Origin of the sequence: Parachryseolinea silvisoli, from assembly GCF_021190955.1 — a bacterium.
Taxonomy (GTDB): domain Bacteria; phylum Bacteroidota; class Bacteroidia; order Cytophagales; family Cyclobacteriaceae; genus Ohtaekwangia; species Ohtaekwangia silvisoli.
This window is the reverse complement of the sequence record NZ_JAIOAO010000005.1, coordinates 358,684-375,162: the sequence shown is the minus strand read 5'-3', so window position 1 is coordinate 375,162 and position 16,479 is coordinate 358,684. Positions and strand designations below refer to the sequence as shown.

At 46.6% G+C, this 16,479-nt stretch carries 17 protein-coding genes; 13 read left to right on the top strand and 4 right to left on the bottom strand.

All coding sequences use genetic code 11. The annotated features are described in order from the left end of the window. Positions 1 to 93 precede the first annotated feature (93 nt). From K7P01_RS26875 to K7P01_RS26835, 9 genes are all read left to right on the top strand, one after another. Positions 94 to 1,032, top strand: coding sequence for an SIMPL domain-containing protein (locus K7P01_RS26875; RefSeq protein WP_267297689.1), 939 nt, complete (start codon positions 94 to 96; stop codon positions 1,030 to 1,032). Positions 1,033 to 1,252: 220 nt separating this feature from the next. Further along, positions 1,253 to 2,089 (top strand): ABC transporter ATP-binding protein, encoded by an 837-nt coding sequence (locus tag K7P01_RS26870; protein WP_267297688.1) that lies wholly within the window; start codon positions 1,253 to 1,255, stop codon positions 2,087 to 2,089. A gap of 3 nt (positions 2,090 to 2,092) precedes the next feature. Next, complete coding sequence (locus K7P01_RS26865; protein WP_267297687.1) at positions 2,093 to 2,854, top strand: hypothetical protein; 762 nt, start codon at positions 2,093 to 2,095, stop codon at positions 2,852 to 2,854. Position 2,855: 1 nt separating this feature from the next. Beyond that, positions 2,856 to 3,251 (top strand): GntR family transcriptional regulator, encoded by a 396-nt coding sequence (locus K7P01_RS26860; protein WP_267297686.1) that lies wholly within the window; start codon positions 2,856 to 2,858, stop codon positions 3,249 to 3,251. Positions 3,252 to 3,320: 69 nt separating this feature from the next. Beyond that, the gene (locus tag K7P01_RS26855) at positions 3,321 to 3,842 is read left to right on the top strand and encodes a GIN domain-containing protein (RefSeq protein WP_267297685.1); all 522 of its coding nucleotides are present in this window, start codon (positions 3,321 to 3,323) and stop codon (positions 3,840 to 3,842) included. 41 nt (positions 3,843 to 3,883) lie between these two features. Further along, positions 3,884 to 6,277, top strand: coding sequence for a TonB-dependent receptor (locus tag K7P01_RS26850; RefSeq protein ID WP_267297684.1), 2,394 nt, complete (start codon positions 3,884 to 3,886; stop codon positions 6,275 to 6,277). 4 nt (positions 6,278 to 6,281) lie between these two features. After that, entirely contained in the window at positions 6,282 to 7,223 is a 942-nt protein-coding gene (locus K7P01_RS26845) for a DUF4249 domain-containing protein (protein WP_267297683.1), read from the top strand. A 38-nt stretch (positions 7,224 to 7,261) separates the two neighbouring features. Continuing rightward, positions 7,262 to 7,966: a DUF4386 domain-containing protein gene (locus K7P01_RS26840; protein ID WP_267297682.1), complete on the top strand. Its 705-nt coding sequence runs from the start codon at positions 7,262 to 7,264 to the stop codon at positions 7,964 to 7,966. 13 nt (positions 7,967 to 7,979) lie between these two features. Next, positions 7,980 to 8,951: an NAD(P)-dependent alcohol dehydrogenase gene (locus tag K7P01_RS26835; protein WP_267297681.1), complete on the top strand. Its 972-nt coding sequence runs from the start codon at positions 7,980 to 7,982 to the stop codon at positions 8,949 to 8,951. A gap of 119 nt (positions 8,952 to 9,070) precedes the next feature. Here K7P01_RS26835 and K7P01_RS26830 read toward each other — a convergent pair whose 3' ends face one another. The 3 genes from K7P01_RS26830 to K7P01_RS32200 all read right to left on the bottom strand — a co-directional run bounded on the left by K7P01_RS26830 (position 9,071) and on the right by K7P01_RS32200 (position 11,260). After that, complete coding sequence (locus K7P01_RS26830; protein WP_267297680.1) at positions 9,071 to 9,889, bottom strand: universal stress protein; 819 nt, start codon at positions 9,887 to 9,889, stop codon at positions 9,071 to 9,073. A 102-nt stretch (positions 9,890 to 9,991) separates the two neighbouring features. Beyond that, a complete protein-coding gene (locus K7P01_RS26825) occupies positions 9,992 to 10,927 on the bottom strand; it encodes a CHAD domain-containing protein (RefSeq protein ID WP_267297679.1) in 936 nt (311 codons plus the stop codon). Between the two features lie 162 nt (positions 10,928 to 11,089). Then, complete coding sequence (locus tag K7P01_RS32200) at positions 11,090 to 11,260, bottom strand: cation-transporting P-type ATPase (protein ID WP_397311146.1); 171 nt, start codon at positions 11,258 to 11,260, stop codon at positions 11,090 to 11,092. 258 nt (positions 11,261 to 11,518) lie between these two features. Here K7P01_RS32200 and K7P01_RS26820 point away from each other — a divergent pair, with 258 nt between their 5' ends. The 4 genes from K7P01_RS26820 (at position 11,519) to K7P01_RS26805 (ending at position 15,634) form a co-directional block, all read left to right on the top strand. After that, positions 11,519 to 11,863, top strand: a complete 345-nt coding sequence (locus K7P01_RS26820) for an HPF/RaiA family ribosome-associated protein (protein ID WP_267297678.1) — start codon at positions 11,519 to 11,521, stop codon at positions 11,861 to 11,863. Between the two features lie 591 nt (positions 11,864 to 12,454). Beyond that, positions 12,455 to 13,744: a glycosyltransferase family 4 protein gene (locus K7P01_RS26815; protein ID WP_267297677.1), complete on the top strand. Its 1,290-nt coding sequence runs from the start codon at positions 12,455 to 12,457 to the stop codon at positions 13,742 to 13,744. Beyond that, positions 13,734 to 13,964: a hypothetical protein gene (locus K7P01_RS26810; RefSeq protein ID WP_267297676.1), complete on the top strand. Its 231-nt coding sequence runs from the start codon at positions 13,734 to 13,736 to the stop codon at positions 13,962 to 13,964. The genes K7P01_RS26815 and K7P01_RS26810 overlap by 11 nt, the downstream gene beginning before the upstream one ends. Then, on the top strand, positions 13,961 to 15,634 hold the full coding sequence (locus tag K7P01_RS26805; protein WP_267297675.1) for an ATP-binding protein: 1,674 nt from the start codon (positions 13,961 to 13,963) through the stop codon (positions 15,632 to 15,634). Before K7P01_RS26810 ends, K7P01_RS26805 begins: the two co-directional genes overlap by 4 nt. 22 nt (positions 15,635 to 15,656) lie before the next feature. Here the strand turns inward: K7P01_RS26805 and K7P01_RS26800 are convergent, their stop codons facing one another. Next, positions 15,657 to 16,400: an LOG family protein gene (locus K7P01_RS26800; RefSeq protein ID WP_267297674.1), complete on the bottom strand. Its 744-nt coding sequence runs from the start codon at positions 16,398 to 16,400 to the stop codon at positions 15,657 to 15,659. Positions 16,401 to 16,479: the final 79 nt, after the last annotated feature.

Genomic DNA, 16,479 nt, shown 5'->3' with positions numbered 1-16,479 from the left:
CGTGCTCACTCAGTCAAATGGAGGGTTCACTAAGTCCAGGCTGCAATTGCTTTAATCATTTCATAGTATTGAACTCTATCAAATTCAACTGCTATGAAGTATATGCTATTCGTTCTTCTGATCTGCACGAGCACCGCGCTGTTCTCTCAGGTTTCTGGAAATAGTCGCTATCATCAGACGGCACCGGAGGAGCATCGGCCTCAGGCCGTGATCAGTGACGGCCAGATCACACTCACCATTAGCGGTCTGCTCAACGCCAAAGCCGATACCTTCGTTGCATTCTTTAATGTAACCCAGGTAGGGGAGACCGCCGCCAGTGTCGATTCACTCATGACCTTGCGCATCAACCGCTTCCGGGCCGCCTTGCGCCGGCAGCAACGCGATACGTTGGTCGTTCACACCGATATGATCTCCCTGGTACCCAAATACGACATCCGCGTGTTAAAAAGGGTCTTCAGCAGGACTTACAACGAAGTCCCCGACGGATTCGAACTGCAAAAAAACGTGACGATAACCTATCACACCGCGTCCGATCTGAATATGATTGTGACAGCCGCTGCCCAGGCAGAGATCTACGATCTCGTGAAAGTGGATTACTTTCTCAGTAATGTAAAGAAGCACTACGAGCAACTCCGCACACAATGCGTGGAGACGATGAAAGTCCGCATAAAATATCTCGAAAGCATGGGCATAAGGTTGGATACACTGCGAAAGGTATTTGATGACGACTTCGCGACAGTCCTCCCTCAAACGCGCTACGGAAGCTATAGCTCCGTATCAAGGCCCTCGCTGAGCGCGATGAAAAAAGATGACATCGAGAGTGGAAAGTTTCATTCCGTAGAACCGTCACCGTCCAAATACTACGAAGCGGTGCCGTACAGCCCATACGATGTGGTTGTCAATCCGGTAGTGTCCGAGCCGACGGTACAATTGACGTATCAAATGAGTTTGAAATACACCGTGCCGGAAGCGAAGTCAAAATTGATGCTGATTACCCCCACAGGCCATCTTCAAAAAATCGGCGAGATATGATCCACGCCGGCACTTCAGCTGATTTATCCCCCTGCTGATCTATTGGGTTATACCTATTCAACTCATTTGGATCACTAAATTCCCTGGTGATTTACATCACAGGCTTAGGTAATGCAATGGAAGACAATTAGTTAAGGAAAATTTAAAGCCGCGACAACCAAATCGGCAAAATCCCGTTATGTTTGTAGTGTATTAGCAACATAGTACACTACGACACGGCATGATAACAATAGACAAGATTGCGTTTTCTTATCCTGAAAAGCGGGACGTGTTTGACAGCCTGGATCTTTCTCTTTCCGGTGGCAATATCTACGGTTTACTGGGAAAAAACGGGGCGGGAAAATCAACACTTCTAAAGCTCATAGCGGGTCTTCTCTTTCCGGCAAAAGGAAACATAGAGGTTTTGGGCTTCAAGGCGAAACAGCGATATCCCGATTTTCTCCGTGAAATCTTCATCGTTAACGAGGAATTTTTTCTACCCTCGAGCTCGCTGCGTGAATATCAAATGCTCTATAGCAGGTTCTATCCCCGATTCAATGAAATTCTTTTTGACGAATACCTGCGCGGATTCGGTCTTGATAAAAATCAGAAACTATCAACGCTATCATACGGCCAGAAAAAAAACTTTCTTCTTTCATTCGGCTTGGCGACAGACTGTAAGGTAATGATACTCGATGAGCCCACGAATGGTCTCGATATTCCTTCTAAAAGCCAGTTTAGAAAAATTGTTGCCAATGCAATCGATGAAAACCGAACATTTATTATCTCGACACATCAGGCTCGCGACATGGAAAATTTGATTGATCCGATTATCATACTCGATGAAGGACAGGTTGTCTTTTTTGAACACTATGAAACAATTTCGAAAAAGCTGACAGTGTCGAAAGAAAAAGAGATCGATGGAAAAAAGAATATTGTTTATGCAGAACCAACGTTTGGCGGATATACTGTTGTAAGGCCAAATGATGCCGGGGGGGAAACCAACATAAATCTTGAGATCCTTTTTAATGCGGTGATCCATAGCAGGGAGAAAATCAAAGAGGTTTTTAGCGCATAGGGTATGGAATTGAAGAATTATTTTGTGGCCTCGCGATTCTGGTTGTTGCTGAAGCTGGAACTATTCCGCAGTCGAAGAGCTATCGGAATGATGCTGGTGATTACGTTGGGAATGCTTATTCTGTTTGGATTATTGCTTGATATCATCGTCAGTGATATTCGCCTGGTGTACGATCACCATGAGAACTATGCTGCTTCGATGATGATCGGTGGTTTCATATTAAGTAGTCTTGCATTTATGGATTTGTCGAGCTCCTTAAGACGCTCAAACTACCTCACTCTCCCGGCATCGACCTTTGAAAAATTTCTAAGCATGTGGCTCCTCACTTCGGTGGGTTGGGTTATGCTTTATACGCTTGTTTTTTGGCTCTATACTGTAATCGTGAATCCGATTGCCGCGTTGCTGTTTGGCCCTATTACTTTCCAGCCCTTTGAGCCTTTCGGGGAATATTCAGTGACGGTCATCCAATACTACTTCGTGCTGCAGGGAATTTTCCTCGTGGCGGCTGCGCATTTCAAAGGTTATGTTTTTGCCAAGACAATATTTGTGTTGGTATTGTTCACTCTGATCATCGGTATTGTCTCCTATTTTCTTATGCGAGATTCTTTTCTCGTGGATCACGAGTGCACAGCAGGACACTGTGAAATACTGGATTCGATCGAAGCCCACACCGGTTGGCAAATTGTTAAATTTCTATTCTGGTGGACACTTGCACCGTTGTGCTGGATTGTAACATACCTGGGGTTAAAAGAAAAAGAGGTATAGCATGGAATTTCGAGGAGACCAGGCTATTTACCTACAGATTGCTGACACGTTCTGCGAGAATATTTTGCTCGGAAAGTGGAAAGCGCTCGATCGAATTCCATCCGTGCGCGATCTGGCTGTTGAAATTGAAGTCAATCCCAATACCGTTGTGAAAACCTATATTTTCTTGCAGGAAAAAGGAATCATCTTCAACAAAAGGGGGGTTGGATATTTTGTGGCAGAAGATGGTATGGAAAAAACAATTGCATTGCTCAAAGAGAATTTTGTGTACACGGAGGTGCCCCGTTTTTTCAAAACGATGCATTTATTGAACCTTTCTCTTGACGACATGCGCGTGTATTATCAGGAGTATAAGTCACGGGAAAACACGAAAAACCAAAAGGATTCTGCTGATTAATGTATGAAAGACCTGTTTATGAGAAGCGCCAGGTAACGCTTCTCATAAACAGCAACTCAAAAAAAGGACATGAAAACGAGTCAAAAGATAATACTTGTTGCCGTGGCGATGATCACGATTCTGATCGTCGTCATAATGATCATCGTACGTGATGACATTCAGCTGCTCTTCGTGAAAGACAAGGACTGGAATTTCAAAACCATAGCCGTTGATGAATTTCAGCGACTTGACTTTTCTGCGAACTACCACGCAGAGGTAGTTTCCGGCCTGGAGTATTCGGTAGAGATTGCTGTGAAAGACTCTACTCACGTTTTCCCGCTAGTGAAAGAAGTAGACGGTACGCTGTATTTTTCTGAACCTGATGCCGATTCGTTAGTGACTAATCCGGTCATTAAAGTGAGAATCACGATGCCTCTTTTGCGATCGGTATGGGGGCGCAGGGGCAGTGAAATTACCATACGGAATTTTCAATCCGATTCATTGACTGTCAGCATTGAAAAGGGCTGCAAATTAAGAGGAAAAGATAACACGATTCGATTTTTGACCTTTCGAACGGGGGACGCCCTGGTGGAATGGACCAATAATCCCTGACCGCACATCGTGATGTAAACCCAAAAGCTAAAAAGAAATTTATGAAACGATTAATACCGGTAGCGTTTTGCTACCTGGCCGCTATCACTTGCTTTGGTCAGAACCAATTTACGGTGAGTGGCTATGTTAAAGACGCAGGAAATGGCGAAGTGCTGATTGGCACTTCGATCTTTGTAACGGAAGCATCAACAGGAACGACGTCGAATGTGTATGGATTTTACTCGATCACACTGCCGAAGGGCACTTACCATTTGGCGATCGACTATGTCGGATACAACGATCAAGTCAAAGAAGTTGACCTCAATCGTGATGTACGGCTCGACCTTGAATTATTTTCTTCCGAAGAAATGCTTCAGGCAATTGAAGTGACCGGCAAAGCGGTTGATGAGAATGTTCAGAGCATTGAGATGAGCACAGCCACATTGGATGTACGGGCGCTCGAAAAACTGCCTGCGTTTGCTGGCGAAGTTGACCTCATCAAAAGTATTCAGCTTCTCCCGGGGGTGAGCACGGTTGGTGAGGGTGCTTCCGGATTCAATGTCCGGGGTGGGAGCGTGGGACAAAATCTTGTTTTACTCGATGAGGCTCCTGTCTATCAATCATCCCACCTTTTCGGATTCTTTTCGGTTTTCAATCCGGATGCAGTGAAAGACGTCAAACTTTACAAGGGTGGAATACCCGCACAATATGGCGGAAGGATTTCGTCTTTGCTCGACATCCGAATGAAGGAAGGAAACAACAAAGAGTACGATGTAAAGGGGGGCCTCGGAACAATTTTCAGCAGACTGTCGGTGGAAGGCCCCATCAAGAAAAACAAGTCATCTTTTATTCTGGCCGCAAGAAGGTCGTATGCTGACGTAATCGCCAGGGCCGTTACAGACGCAATACCCGATGACGCAAAACTATTTTTCTACGACATCACGGCAAAGACGAATTTTAATATCAATGAACGTAACAGGATCTTCGTTTCTGGATATTTTGGAAGAGATGTTTTCAAGTTTGATAAATTCCAGGGATTCAATTGGGGAAACCGCACGGCAACATTTCGCTGGAATCATCTTTACGGAAGCAAATTGTTTTCAAACCTCACGTTGTTCCGCAGCAACTACGACTATGGATTTCAAATCGGCGAAAACGAACTCGACAAATATGATTGGAAGTCCGATATCAGAACCTATAATTTCAAACCTGAATTCACCTGGTTTCCAAATACCAGCCACGAAATCTCATTTGGTGGTGAAGCGATTGTGTATGATTTCCGTCCTGCGAATGCAGTATCCGTTAGTGAAGGCGTAACAACCGACATCAGTCTCGATCATCGAAAAGCAGTGGAAGCTTCATTGTTCATTAGCGACAATCACAGGCTCACAGATAAGCTCACCCTTCAGTATGGTTTCCGCTTTAGCAACTTCCGGTATCTGGGTGGTTCGGTCTTTCAATATGGGGATACGATTCCCGGAATTAAAAAGCCATTGCGTAATATTTCTGAAAAAGGAGACTGGGAACAAATTGCGGGTTTTCAGAACCCTGAGCCACGGTTCTCATTTCGGTATCAGTTATCAAAGACTTCTTCCATCAAAGGAAGTTACAATCGGATGGTGCAATACATCCACTTGATTTCCAACACAACCGCCACGACTCCCATTGACATCTGGCAACCGTCTTCCAACAACATAGAACCACAACTCGCAGATCAGGTAGCGTTAGGGTATTTCCGCAATCTAAAAAACAATCAATATGAAACTTCTGCGGAAGTCTATTACAAGACAAGTAAGAACCAGGTCGACTACATTGATGGTGCAGATCTTTTCATCAATCAGTTTCTGGAGTCGCAGTTGTTGAGTGGAATCGGTCGTGCTTACGGCCTTGAACTTTACGCGAAGAAGAATTCTGGCAGGCTTACCGGATGGATCAGCTATACACTTGGTAAATCGGAGTTAAAAGTTGATGGAATTAACTATGGGAAGGATCATCTTAAACGCGAAGGTAATTGGTACGCTGCGCGTTTCGATCAGCGACACAACTTTAAAGTCGCCTCGTTTTATGATCTTAAAAAGAATGTAACGCTATCCGCAAACTTCAGCTATATCTCCGGTACACCAACAACATTCCCGACCGATCGAATTGTAGTTCAAGGATATGTGATTCCGTACATCAGTGGAAGCGCTCGCAATAACTATAGAATTCCGGATTACCATCGCCTTGACGTGGCTGTGACGTTCGATAACATCTGGCGTGGAAGAAAAGGACGCAGGGGAGAAGACAATCTTGTAGTATCGATCTATAATGTTTATGCGCGTCAGAATCCATTCAGCATATACTTTTCACAGGGTGCAGATCGTCAGCCAGACGATGCTCCGGCAAAAACATCCGCAAAGCAACTCTCAATGATCGGCACACTGGTGCCAGCCATTACTTACAACTTTAAATTTTAGTTTTATGCGATACATATATTTTATAACGCTGGCATTCACCTTTCTAAGCTGCGAAACCACCATTCATCCGGAACTTGAGCAGGCTGAAAAAATAGTTGTAGTTGACGCATGGCTCAATCAGAAAATGGAACGACAGACTATTTCGGTTACGCGATCTCAGCCTTATTTTGACAATAGCACTCCGAAGAAAATCAATAATGCTGAAGTGGTTGTCCACGATCTGGCGAGTGGCGAGGTCTTTACTTTTGAAGAAGGAGACGATGCGTATTATTGGGAACCTACGTCCACTCCGTTCGGTGTCATTGGGCATCAGTATAGGTTGACGGTTTCGGTTGATGGTGAAACGTTTGAGGCATTTTCTCGTCTCGGGCGAGTTCCTTCAATTGACTCCATTGAATTCACATTTAATAAAAAGGACTTTCTTGTAAATCAGGATTACTTTGCCGCAGAATTTAAAGCTCTGGAGCCTGCAGGCGTCGGTGACACGTATTGGATTAAAGCATGGAAGAACGGCCACTATCTCAATAAGCCTGGTGAATTGAATATGACCTATGATGCGAGTTTTACACCGGGGCAATCCGTGGATGGTCAGCAATTCATTATTCCTATCCGCAAAGACTTCATAAATCCGCTTGACGAAAATCCCGAGGAGAAGGACCAAATGCTTCCTCCGTATGTACCAGGTGACTCCGTATATGTTGAGATCCATTCTATCGATCCGATGGCTTATGAATTCTTGTTCGGCGTTTATTTTCAGATCACAAGACCCGGGGGATTTGCAGAACTGTTTTCAATGCCTCTTGCCAATGCGACTACCAACATTTTGAACGTAAACAAAGACTCGAAAACAATTGCTGCGGGATTCTTCAATGTATCGGCAATCAGTGGGAGAGGACAACGACTTACACCGGAGTTAGCGGAAGCTGCAAAGCAAAAGGCAGATTGACCAATCTGATAAATTGAAAATCTTAAACCATTCTGACTATGGAATCAAGTAAAAGAACAGCGCGGGCCGCCGGGATCATGTATCTGGCGCTCGCAATCACAGGAATGTTCGGAATCATGTACGTTCCCTCGCAAATCATCGTGGCAGATGACGTAGCCGCCACGATGCAGAATATTTCAACTCACCCAACGCTTTTCCGACTGGGAGTGATTAGTGGTCTGGTCGGCCAGGTGAGTTTTGTAATGGTTGGTGTTTTGTTGTACAGGCTCTTGAAACCTGTGAACCCTCTTCACGCCTTAGCGATGCTCGCGTTCGTGCTTGTTGCGGTGCCCATTGCATTTGTCTATGGAGTTTTTGAGCTGGCTCCATTTATTATGCTTGGCGATGATGCCTTCCTAAAGGCTTTCACAATGGATCAGCTAAATGCACTGTCGATGATATTCTTCAAGCTTCGGAATACGGGAATACAGGTGGTCGAGGTTTTTTGGGGATTGTGGCTATTGCCGTTGGGCTATTGCGTTTACAAGTCCGACTTATTTCCAGGGATTCTCGGCATAATGCTCATGGTTGGAAGTTTTGGGTATGTGCTGATATTCATCGTAAATATCGTAGCACCCTCGTATGCGGATGTGTTTTCCTATGCAACGCTAGTAACAACCATCGCTGAATTTACATTTCTGTTTTATCTCCTGATCAAAGGGGTCAAAGCCGAATCAAAAAACGTCTATTCAAGTGCAATCTAAACCCATCTAAAAAATGAAAGCGATTACTGTTAGTCGATATGGCGGGCCCGAGGTGCTCACCGTTGATGAAATTTCAAAACCGCTTCCTTCTGATGATGAAGTATTGATCAGGGTGAAAGCAACATCCCTCAATGCTGCCGACTGGCACATCATGCGAGGTGAGCCAAGATTTTATCGTGTGGTGCTAGGCCTGACAAAACCCAAGTACAGCATTCTCGGAGCGGACGTGGCAGGAATTGTAGAAGCGGTTGGAAAAAATGTAACACAATTTCGCGAGGGCGATGAAGTGTTTGGGGATCTTGCCGCCCACAACTTCGGAGCGTTTGCAGAATATGTTTGCGCGCCTGAGAAAATGGTGGCGCGTAAACCCTCCGTATTGTCTTTCGAAGAAGCCGCCTCCGTTCCTCTTGCAGCAGCAACAGCGTTGCATGCTTTGCGAAACAAGGGCGAGGTAAAGGCGGGACAAATGGTTGCGATTAACGGAGCTTCCGGTGGTGTCGGTGTTTACTTGATTCAACTTGCGAAGAACGAAGGCGCAGAGGTCACCGCAGTTTGCAGCACCGCTAAAACAGACCAGGCGAAGATGCTTGGAGCAGACCACGTGATTGATTACACGAAGAAGAATTTTACGCGCAATGGAAAGAAGTATGATTTGATTATTGGCGCAAATGGTAATTTGTCTTTGTCCGATTACAAACGTGCCCTTACTTCGAAAGGGAAGTATGTGGGTGTTGGCGGATCGAACAGACAAATCTTTGAGCCGATGCTGCTGGGTTCATTTTATTCGGAAAAAAATGGAAGAACGTTTTTCCAATTGGTTTTCAAAACAACGCAAGCAGACCTGATATACCTTAAGGAGCAAGTAGAAGCCGGCAAATTGAAACCAGTGATCGATAAGCGCTATTCAATCCATGAAATTCAGGAGGCAATGGACTACCTGGAAGCCGGACACGCAAAGGGAAAAATTGTGTTGACGGTGAGTTGATAGGCTGATTCGTTGATTCGTTGTAGGGCATCGCGGTGCGAAGAGGAAGGAATCGATCTGATCGTAATGGGCTCGGACGGCGCATCAGGCGCAAGGGAAGTCTAATTACTTTCGGAGTGTCAGTGTTGAAAAACGATAATAGGGTAACTACAAATGGCGGTGAGGTTCTTGATGACGCTCTTGTGGAAAACCTGCGTGATCAGGCCATGATGTTCTGAACAGAGTGCCAGAGCGTCTGGTTGCATTTTTAGAACATATTCATTGATGCTGGCGGAAATGTCGGAGGCATGAAGGGTATCGTACTCGACGTGGAGTTCCGGAGGTTGGTAGGTACTGAGTATATATTGCAGCTCAGAGAGGTCGTCTTCCGCATCCTGGCTGTAAGCGACTTCCATCACCTGCAACACCGTCAATTTGGTGGAAAACTTCTGCAGCAGTGGCAGCAGTTGCGTTCGGGGCAGTGCTCGGTTTCGCAAGTAGTCAAAGGCATAGACTATTGACTTCAGGTCGTGGTAAACACAACCCGCGGGAACAACGATCACCGGTGTATTGCTTTTTGTGATAGCATTGTACGTATTGGTGCCGAAAAACAGCTGGTAAACGTCATCCGGGCCGTTTGAGCCCATGACGACGAGATCGAATTCCTGGGCATTGTCACGGATGACGGTGCTGAGCTTTCGGGATGTAGTCTCCGTAATCACATAACAGGGGACCTTAAACGCACGCGTTACTTCTTCTGACTGTGCTTCTAACACAGGCAACATGGCGATGGTTGCCGTTTCCGCGTCGCGGATTATTTCTGTCGGTGACAGATCATAAACGGATTGCACATGCAATAGCGTTACTGTGCCCTGAAGTCTCTGCGCCAGCTTTCCAGCGTATGCAATGGCGTTGTTCGATGCTTCTGAAAAATCGGTGGGGCATAAGATTTTTTTCATAACGCAGCCTTCTTTTTTGTTCGTTGTCTGGGTAAGAGCTCTTCCGCGTAAAAGGAAGCAATCCGATCATATAATTGACCTTTTTCCACCAGCAGCATTTCTTTAATTTTTTTCAATAGGCTCACGCTCGAACGCGGTGAACTCGCCGGTGTAAACGGCTTTGACGAGATTGTCGAATGCACGCTGGCTGTCATGCCACATACCGAGAAGCTCGAGGAAGTTTTTTAGTGGTATGTTTTGATTATTGGCCTGGCGCAAGTTCAGGTAGTATCGTTTTAAATCTTTTCTTATCAGGTGCAACTCCTGCTCCCGGAAGACACTGCGCCTCAGCCGGTGTGCAACGCGTTTTTGCGCGGCGTCAAAGTAGTTGCGAAGTTGCTTGTGGGATAAATCCCGGACATGTTGTTTTAATGTTTTGATCGCTTTTTCGAGCTGCCGTGATGGGGCTGCCCGCAAGTATTTCCGGTAATCCTCCAGCAAGCGTACCTTATTTTCGTGAAGTTGACGCAAGTAGGATGAACTAAACTCCGCGCGATTGTAATGCTGACTGATCAGATCGAATTCAATTTGCGCGGATCGCAGTTTTCCGGCCATCGTAAACAGTGCTGTCAAGGCCTTGATTTTTCGGGAAGGAAGCTTTTTATTTCCGAAGCGCTGCACATCGATCATTGCCTGTACACGCTTCAGGTTAACGCGCAGGTCATGCACGACGGTGGGGGATGTTTGATCCTCGGCATAGAAGTATTGGAGGATTTCGTTGAGGCATTTTTTATAGCGGTATCGTATCGCTTTGTGTTGCCGTACGGTAATGTCCACCCACGGGCCGGCATCAGTGTGGGGTAGGACCGGGATTTCGCTAGGGGCGTTCGGTGGAACCGTCAGCGGCTCCTGGCCGGGGCGTATCTCGGGATCGGTGCGAGGCCAGCCGGGGGGCGTTGGCTCGCGAGCCGGAACGGTTTCCGGCTCTTTACCTGGCTGAGGTATCTCGTTCGGCTGATCAGCGCCAGGGTCCTGGAGGTTGAGGTCTATTGTTTTCATATATTAGGGATTGCATAGCAGAACAGCCATGTATAGGATGTCGAAGATAAGTACGGTGGCTGTGACAATTACCAGCGCGATCGCTTCTTTAACATTTGTGATCATATGTTCTGTATTACTATCAAAAGAACACCTGACCGGCATATTATCCCATGAGAGCCATCATGGGACCCTGTGACAATCGTCATTTGTGCGCGAGCCTGTCTGCTGTATATCAAAGATAGGCACCACCGCGGCCACGATGAGCAGTATTAACATCAACTCTTTCAGCGTGCGTTTAAAAGACGACAGGAGCGGGTGGTCTTGCCTGCGCGCAACTTTGTTGAATGATATTAATCATTTGCCTCCTGCTGAAACGTGCGACAATAATCCTGAAGTTTTCTGATGGCGGTCATCGCTGGCCCTCCTTTGGCGCGCTAGTTTTGACTACACTTAAAACAAGGAGGATTTATGAATTTAGCAGCAAAAAAAATGGTGGGTTGCCGTCACTGGTTTTCGATCTTTTTTTGGTTTTAATGTGGTGAAGGGTCGGAGTACTTTCGCCCTTTGCCTCTTATGGCCTACATAAAATATTCAACCAAACAATCTAATATGAAAATTACCATTCTAACCCCGGGCTTCAAGGCACAGTCAAAATTGACGGACTATATCGAGTCGCATGTTTCAAAACTCGCTACCCTGGATGCTGAAATTATGCAAGCACGCGTAATACTTAAAATAGACAAATCCGATACAGGCGAGAATAAAATCTGTGAGTTGACAGTGATCATTCTGGGGCATAACCTGTTTGCTAAGAAGCAGTGTGCTACGTTTGAAGAGGCAGTGACAGCCTGCACGCATGCTCTGAAGCATTCGGTAGAGCGCCTGACGGATTCAAAGGATCAAGGAAAGCTTCGGGGATCGGAAACACCGCGCGCCGAGGAAGCGCGTTTGTAAATCGCTGCTCGTCAAAGATTCAAGAAGCAATAACGTTAGGTTTTTAAATGGTATGTCCAAATAGGGCTCTGAATGTGGTTTACTACGTGTTCTGTCACACTGGGATTAAAAAGGTGTGACAGACCCTTTCGGGCGTGTGTAACAAATCGCCGAAGCGAACTTCGATTACAAATAACCGTTAGAGGCCAGTTGACTGACAACCTACAAAGTGTTGATCTATCACACGCCGGACCTAAATAAAGTAGCCGAATCCCATTTTGAGTAAGGGATTAATGAGCAGCATTGCGAGAATGCTTAATCGAAATAATCCGGCCTGACGGAACCTGTGCATTTTCGCGTCGTTTACCAATTATGTCAGGCGCAGTCTCCGAAGATATTGGTCACGTTATATTTTGTCTCTTGCAGAAAGTTTTCTAATCCGATGACGTCTGTCACTGTACTGGCTGCGCTTCGGGCCGTTCTTTGGAATAAACTTCGCGCTCACACGAGATTGACTACTTTTTGAGCAAGGATCAGAATTCACACCGGATAAACACAGCAATTCTGGTAGTAGGTAATAGAAAGTTAACTATTGTTTAAATCGACAACGTTATGACAGTTTTGATGTTTGGTTGGGAATTTCCGCCGCACATATCGGGTGGTCTTGGTACGGCATGCCTGGGCCTGGCTACGGCGTTGATGGAGCAAGACATTAAACTCTTTTTCGTTGTACCGCGAGCTCAAGGAGACGAGCCGATCACTCTTATTGACGCATCCCAGATACCTGTAGGCGGGCAGGACCCGTTCGTTCGATCTTCTCGTGAGGAGCATCTCTCGGGCAGCCGGTTGATCGCGATTCCTGCATCCATCACGCCGTACTCGCAGCATGAGCCATTCCACTCACTGGAGGCGTGGAACTGGCGATATCTATCCGAAGAGGATCGCCGCGGGAATAACGGGCGACGCGTACACTATGCATTCCGTGGCGGCTATGGCCCTGCACTGCTGGAAGAAATCCAGCGCTATGCTGTTGTGGCTGCCGAGATTGCCCGGCAATATTCCTTTGACGTCATTCACGCCCACGACTGGCTCACCTTTTTGGCAGGCATGGAAGCGAAAACGGTGAGTGGCAGGCCGCTCATCGTGCATGTTCACGCAACGGAAGTCGATCGGGCAGGCAAGGATCACCTCGATGAACGCATTTTTGCGATTGAACAACGCGGCATGCTCGCAGCAGACGTCGTCATTGCGGTCAGCCATTGGACAAAAAACATCATAACACAAAAGTATGGTATAGCGGCGAACAAAGTCCACGTCGTTCACAATGGAGTAGCGCCTGCAGCAGACGCCGACTTCCCGTTCATTCCTCGCATCGGCGATTATGTCGTAACATTTCTTGGACGAGTAACACACCAAAAGGGACCACAGTATTTTGTTGATGCAGCCCGGAAGGTATTGGATTATTTCCCGGATACGCATTTTATCATGGCAGGTTCGGGCGACCTACTTACTTCAATCATCGAGCGGGCGGCGCGGTCGCAGATATCCTCACGCTTACATTTTACCGGTTTTCTGGAAGGTGAACAAATTCATCAGGTTTGGTCCGTTACCGATGTATATGTTATGCCTTCAGTGTCAGAACCATTCGGAATTACACCGCTGGAGGCTGTCCAGGCTGGCGTGCCCGTTATTGTTTCGAATCAATCCGGAGTAGCCGAGGTGATGGACCACGTGATCAAGGTCGACTTCTGGGACACGGATGCATTGGCGAATGCCATCATCAGCGTCTTCCGGCATAAAGGGCTGTCCGCGGCATTGAAGCTGAATGGCCAGCACGAAATTAAAACACTTACCTGGAAACGGACAGCAAAGCGTATTAATCAACTGTATCATGAAATCTGATCGGCGCTATTTGAACCTATATTTCCAGGTACATCAACCGAGACGCCGCGGGAAGTTTCAGTTCTTCGATATCGGTGCTGGTCGCGGGTACTTTGATGATGAGCTCAACCGCGATATCGTGTGTGGTCAGGAACGGTTTGTGTGCCTGGGCATGGATTACGAAACATTGGCATGCGAAAAGAAAGTAGTTAATTGGATGTTTATGCGTCTGGATTTATGATCTCGTTCAAAGTCATACTGGGTTCTTTACTTATATTATTGGTCGTTGCCATTGCAATCCTCGGCGCAGTTTGTTATGACGGAAACCTGAAGACGCTCGATGCCGTGCACTGGGTGGATCATTCCCATCGGGTCGTCGAAAAAGTGGATGCGATATCGATCACCTGCAAAAACATCCAGCTTCAGGCGGGGGAAATCGAAAAATCCCGCAAGCGTCTGGAGGCCACAAAAATATTGTTCGCTGCAACTGATAGTCTGCGGGCGTTAACGAGTGATAACAGCGATCAGAATCGACGAATTGATTCGTTGGAGGCAATCCTGCGGCAATGGATCGCCTCGGACTACTCTGCGGTCATCGGAACAGATAGCGGCTGGAGTGCTTATCACGAAGTGGTATCACGGCAATTAAATTCTATCAAAGCAACCGAGGAAATCCTTTTACGACAGCGAGTTATCCGAACTCAAAAAAGTGCCGCTGGATTTAAAAATACACTTGCTCTGCTGCTGTGCAGTATAACGGTGTTGTTATTGTCCGCTTTCTTTGCTATTCGGTACAATTTCAATAAGCGGATTCGCATGCAGGAGGAACTCAGACGTAGTAATGTTTTGTTCGAGAAAGTCTTCTATGAAAGCCCGATCGCCATTGTCATCAGCGAGCTAGAAACGGGTAAAATCCTGCATTGCAACAGTGTATTTGCCGGGACGGTGAATTATAGCATGGATGCGCTGGTGGGTAACACGGCCGTGGAGCTTGGGATTTTTGAAAGCCAGGAACAACGAAACAACCTCGTGTCAGACGCAATAGCGGGCGGGGTAGCGAAACAAACCGAGGTCTATATCCAACCGCGTGGAGGTGACCGAATTTACGTCTCTATTCATGCGCACGTGATTCCGTTGTACGATAGCCCTTGTCTGCTGACAGCCATACTTGACCTTTCAAGTCATAAGCAGGCCGAGGAAGATACCAAAAAGGCACTGGAAGCTGTGCTGGAGCTCAGCAGATTAAAAGCTGATTTTGTAACACTCGCCTCACACGAGTTTCGTACACCGTTGACGACTATTCGGTCATCGGCGTTCTTACTGGAGAATTATTCATACGGCGAAAGCCGTGAGAGAGCGGTCCGTCATCTGGCTAAAATAAATTCCTCGGTCAATAGTCTCACCTCGATGCTCGACGAATTCCTTGCGATCACCAAGATCGACGAAGGCAGGGTTCATCCGAGTTTTGAGCAAATGGATCTCCCTGCATTTCTGGCGGATCTGTGTCGAAATTTGCAGGCTTTTGCAAAACCCGGCCAGACTATTGGGTATGACCACACGGGCTCAAACGATGTCTTGACTGACCGCATCATGTTGTCCAATATCGTGAGGAATCTGGTGACGAATGCGATCAAATACTCGCCGGAAAATTCTCCTATTTATGTTTCCACCCGGGTGAATGGCAAGATTTATTTGACAGTGATCGATGCTGGCATCGGTATTTCGAAGGAAGATCAAAAGCATCTATTCGAACGTTTTTACCGTGCATCAAATGCCGGGAACGCTCAAGGGACGGGACTTGGGTTGCACATTATCAAACGGTACGTGGAAATGCTGGAGGGAACAGTAACGCTCGAAAGTAACACCGGGAAAGGCACACAGGTTAACGTCATCTTAAGCATGCCTGCATAGGCATCTTATAGTATTGTCCGCACTAGGTGTGCTCAAATAGCCAGGGAGCAGGAGTATGCTTCTTCTCTGGGAGAAGGCCGTACCTTTCGATGCTATGAGATCGGATGAACGCAAGAGCTTCCTCAATGGAGTCGGTGACAAGAATTAAGCTGAGATCTTCCGGGGAAATCGTTTTCTGTTTTTTCATTAACTCGATATGCCCGAGAAGCTGCTTGTGGTATGATCGGTTAAAGACAATGATCGGGAACTGGTTAATCTTTTTGGTCTGCGTCAGCGTGAGCGCTTCGAAAAATTCATCGAGCGTGCCAAACCCACCCGGGAATACAATGAAAGCGAATGAATACTTGATGAGCAAGGTTTTCCGTATAAAAAAATAGCGAATGTCTACCCATTTATCCAGGTATGCGTTTGGCTTCTGTTCGTGCGGCAGTACGATATTGCATCCAACCGATCTTCCTCCGACGTCTTTGGCGCCACGATTGGCAGCTTCCATCAGCCCCCTACCGCCACCGGTAAGAACAGTGAATCCAAGTTTCGCTACTTCCCCCGCAGCCGCCCTCGCGACCTTATAGTACTCATGTTCTTCCTCAAACCGGGCCGAACCGAAGAATGTAACACACGGGCCGATGAAGTGCAGCGCGCGGAATCCGCGTATAAACTCAAGTAGCGTCTTGATTGTAAATTTCAGATCCTGCCACCGTGACTGTGGCCCACGAAGAAACTGGATTTCTGCTTTTATATCCGTACTGGGGGCGACGTCATTCATGGTACGTAAGCTAATGCTATTTTATCTTGGTGTTCGATTTATTGAATTCATGAACGGAAAGCGGGAAAGGCGATTTCCG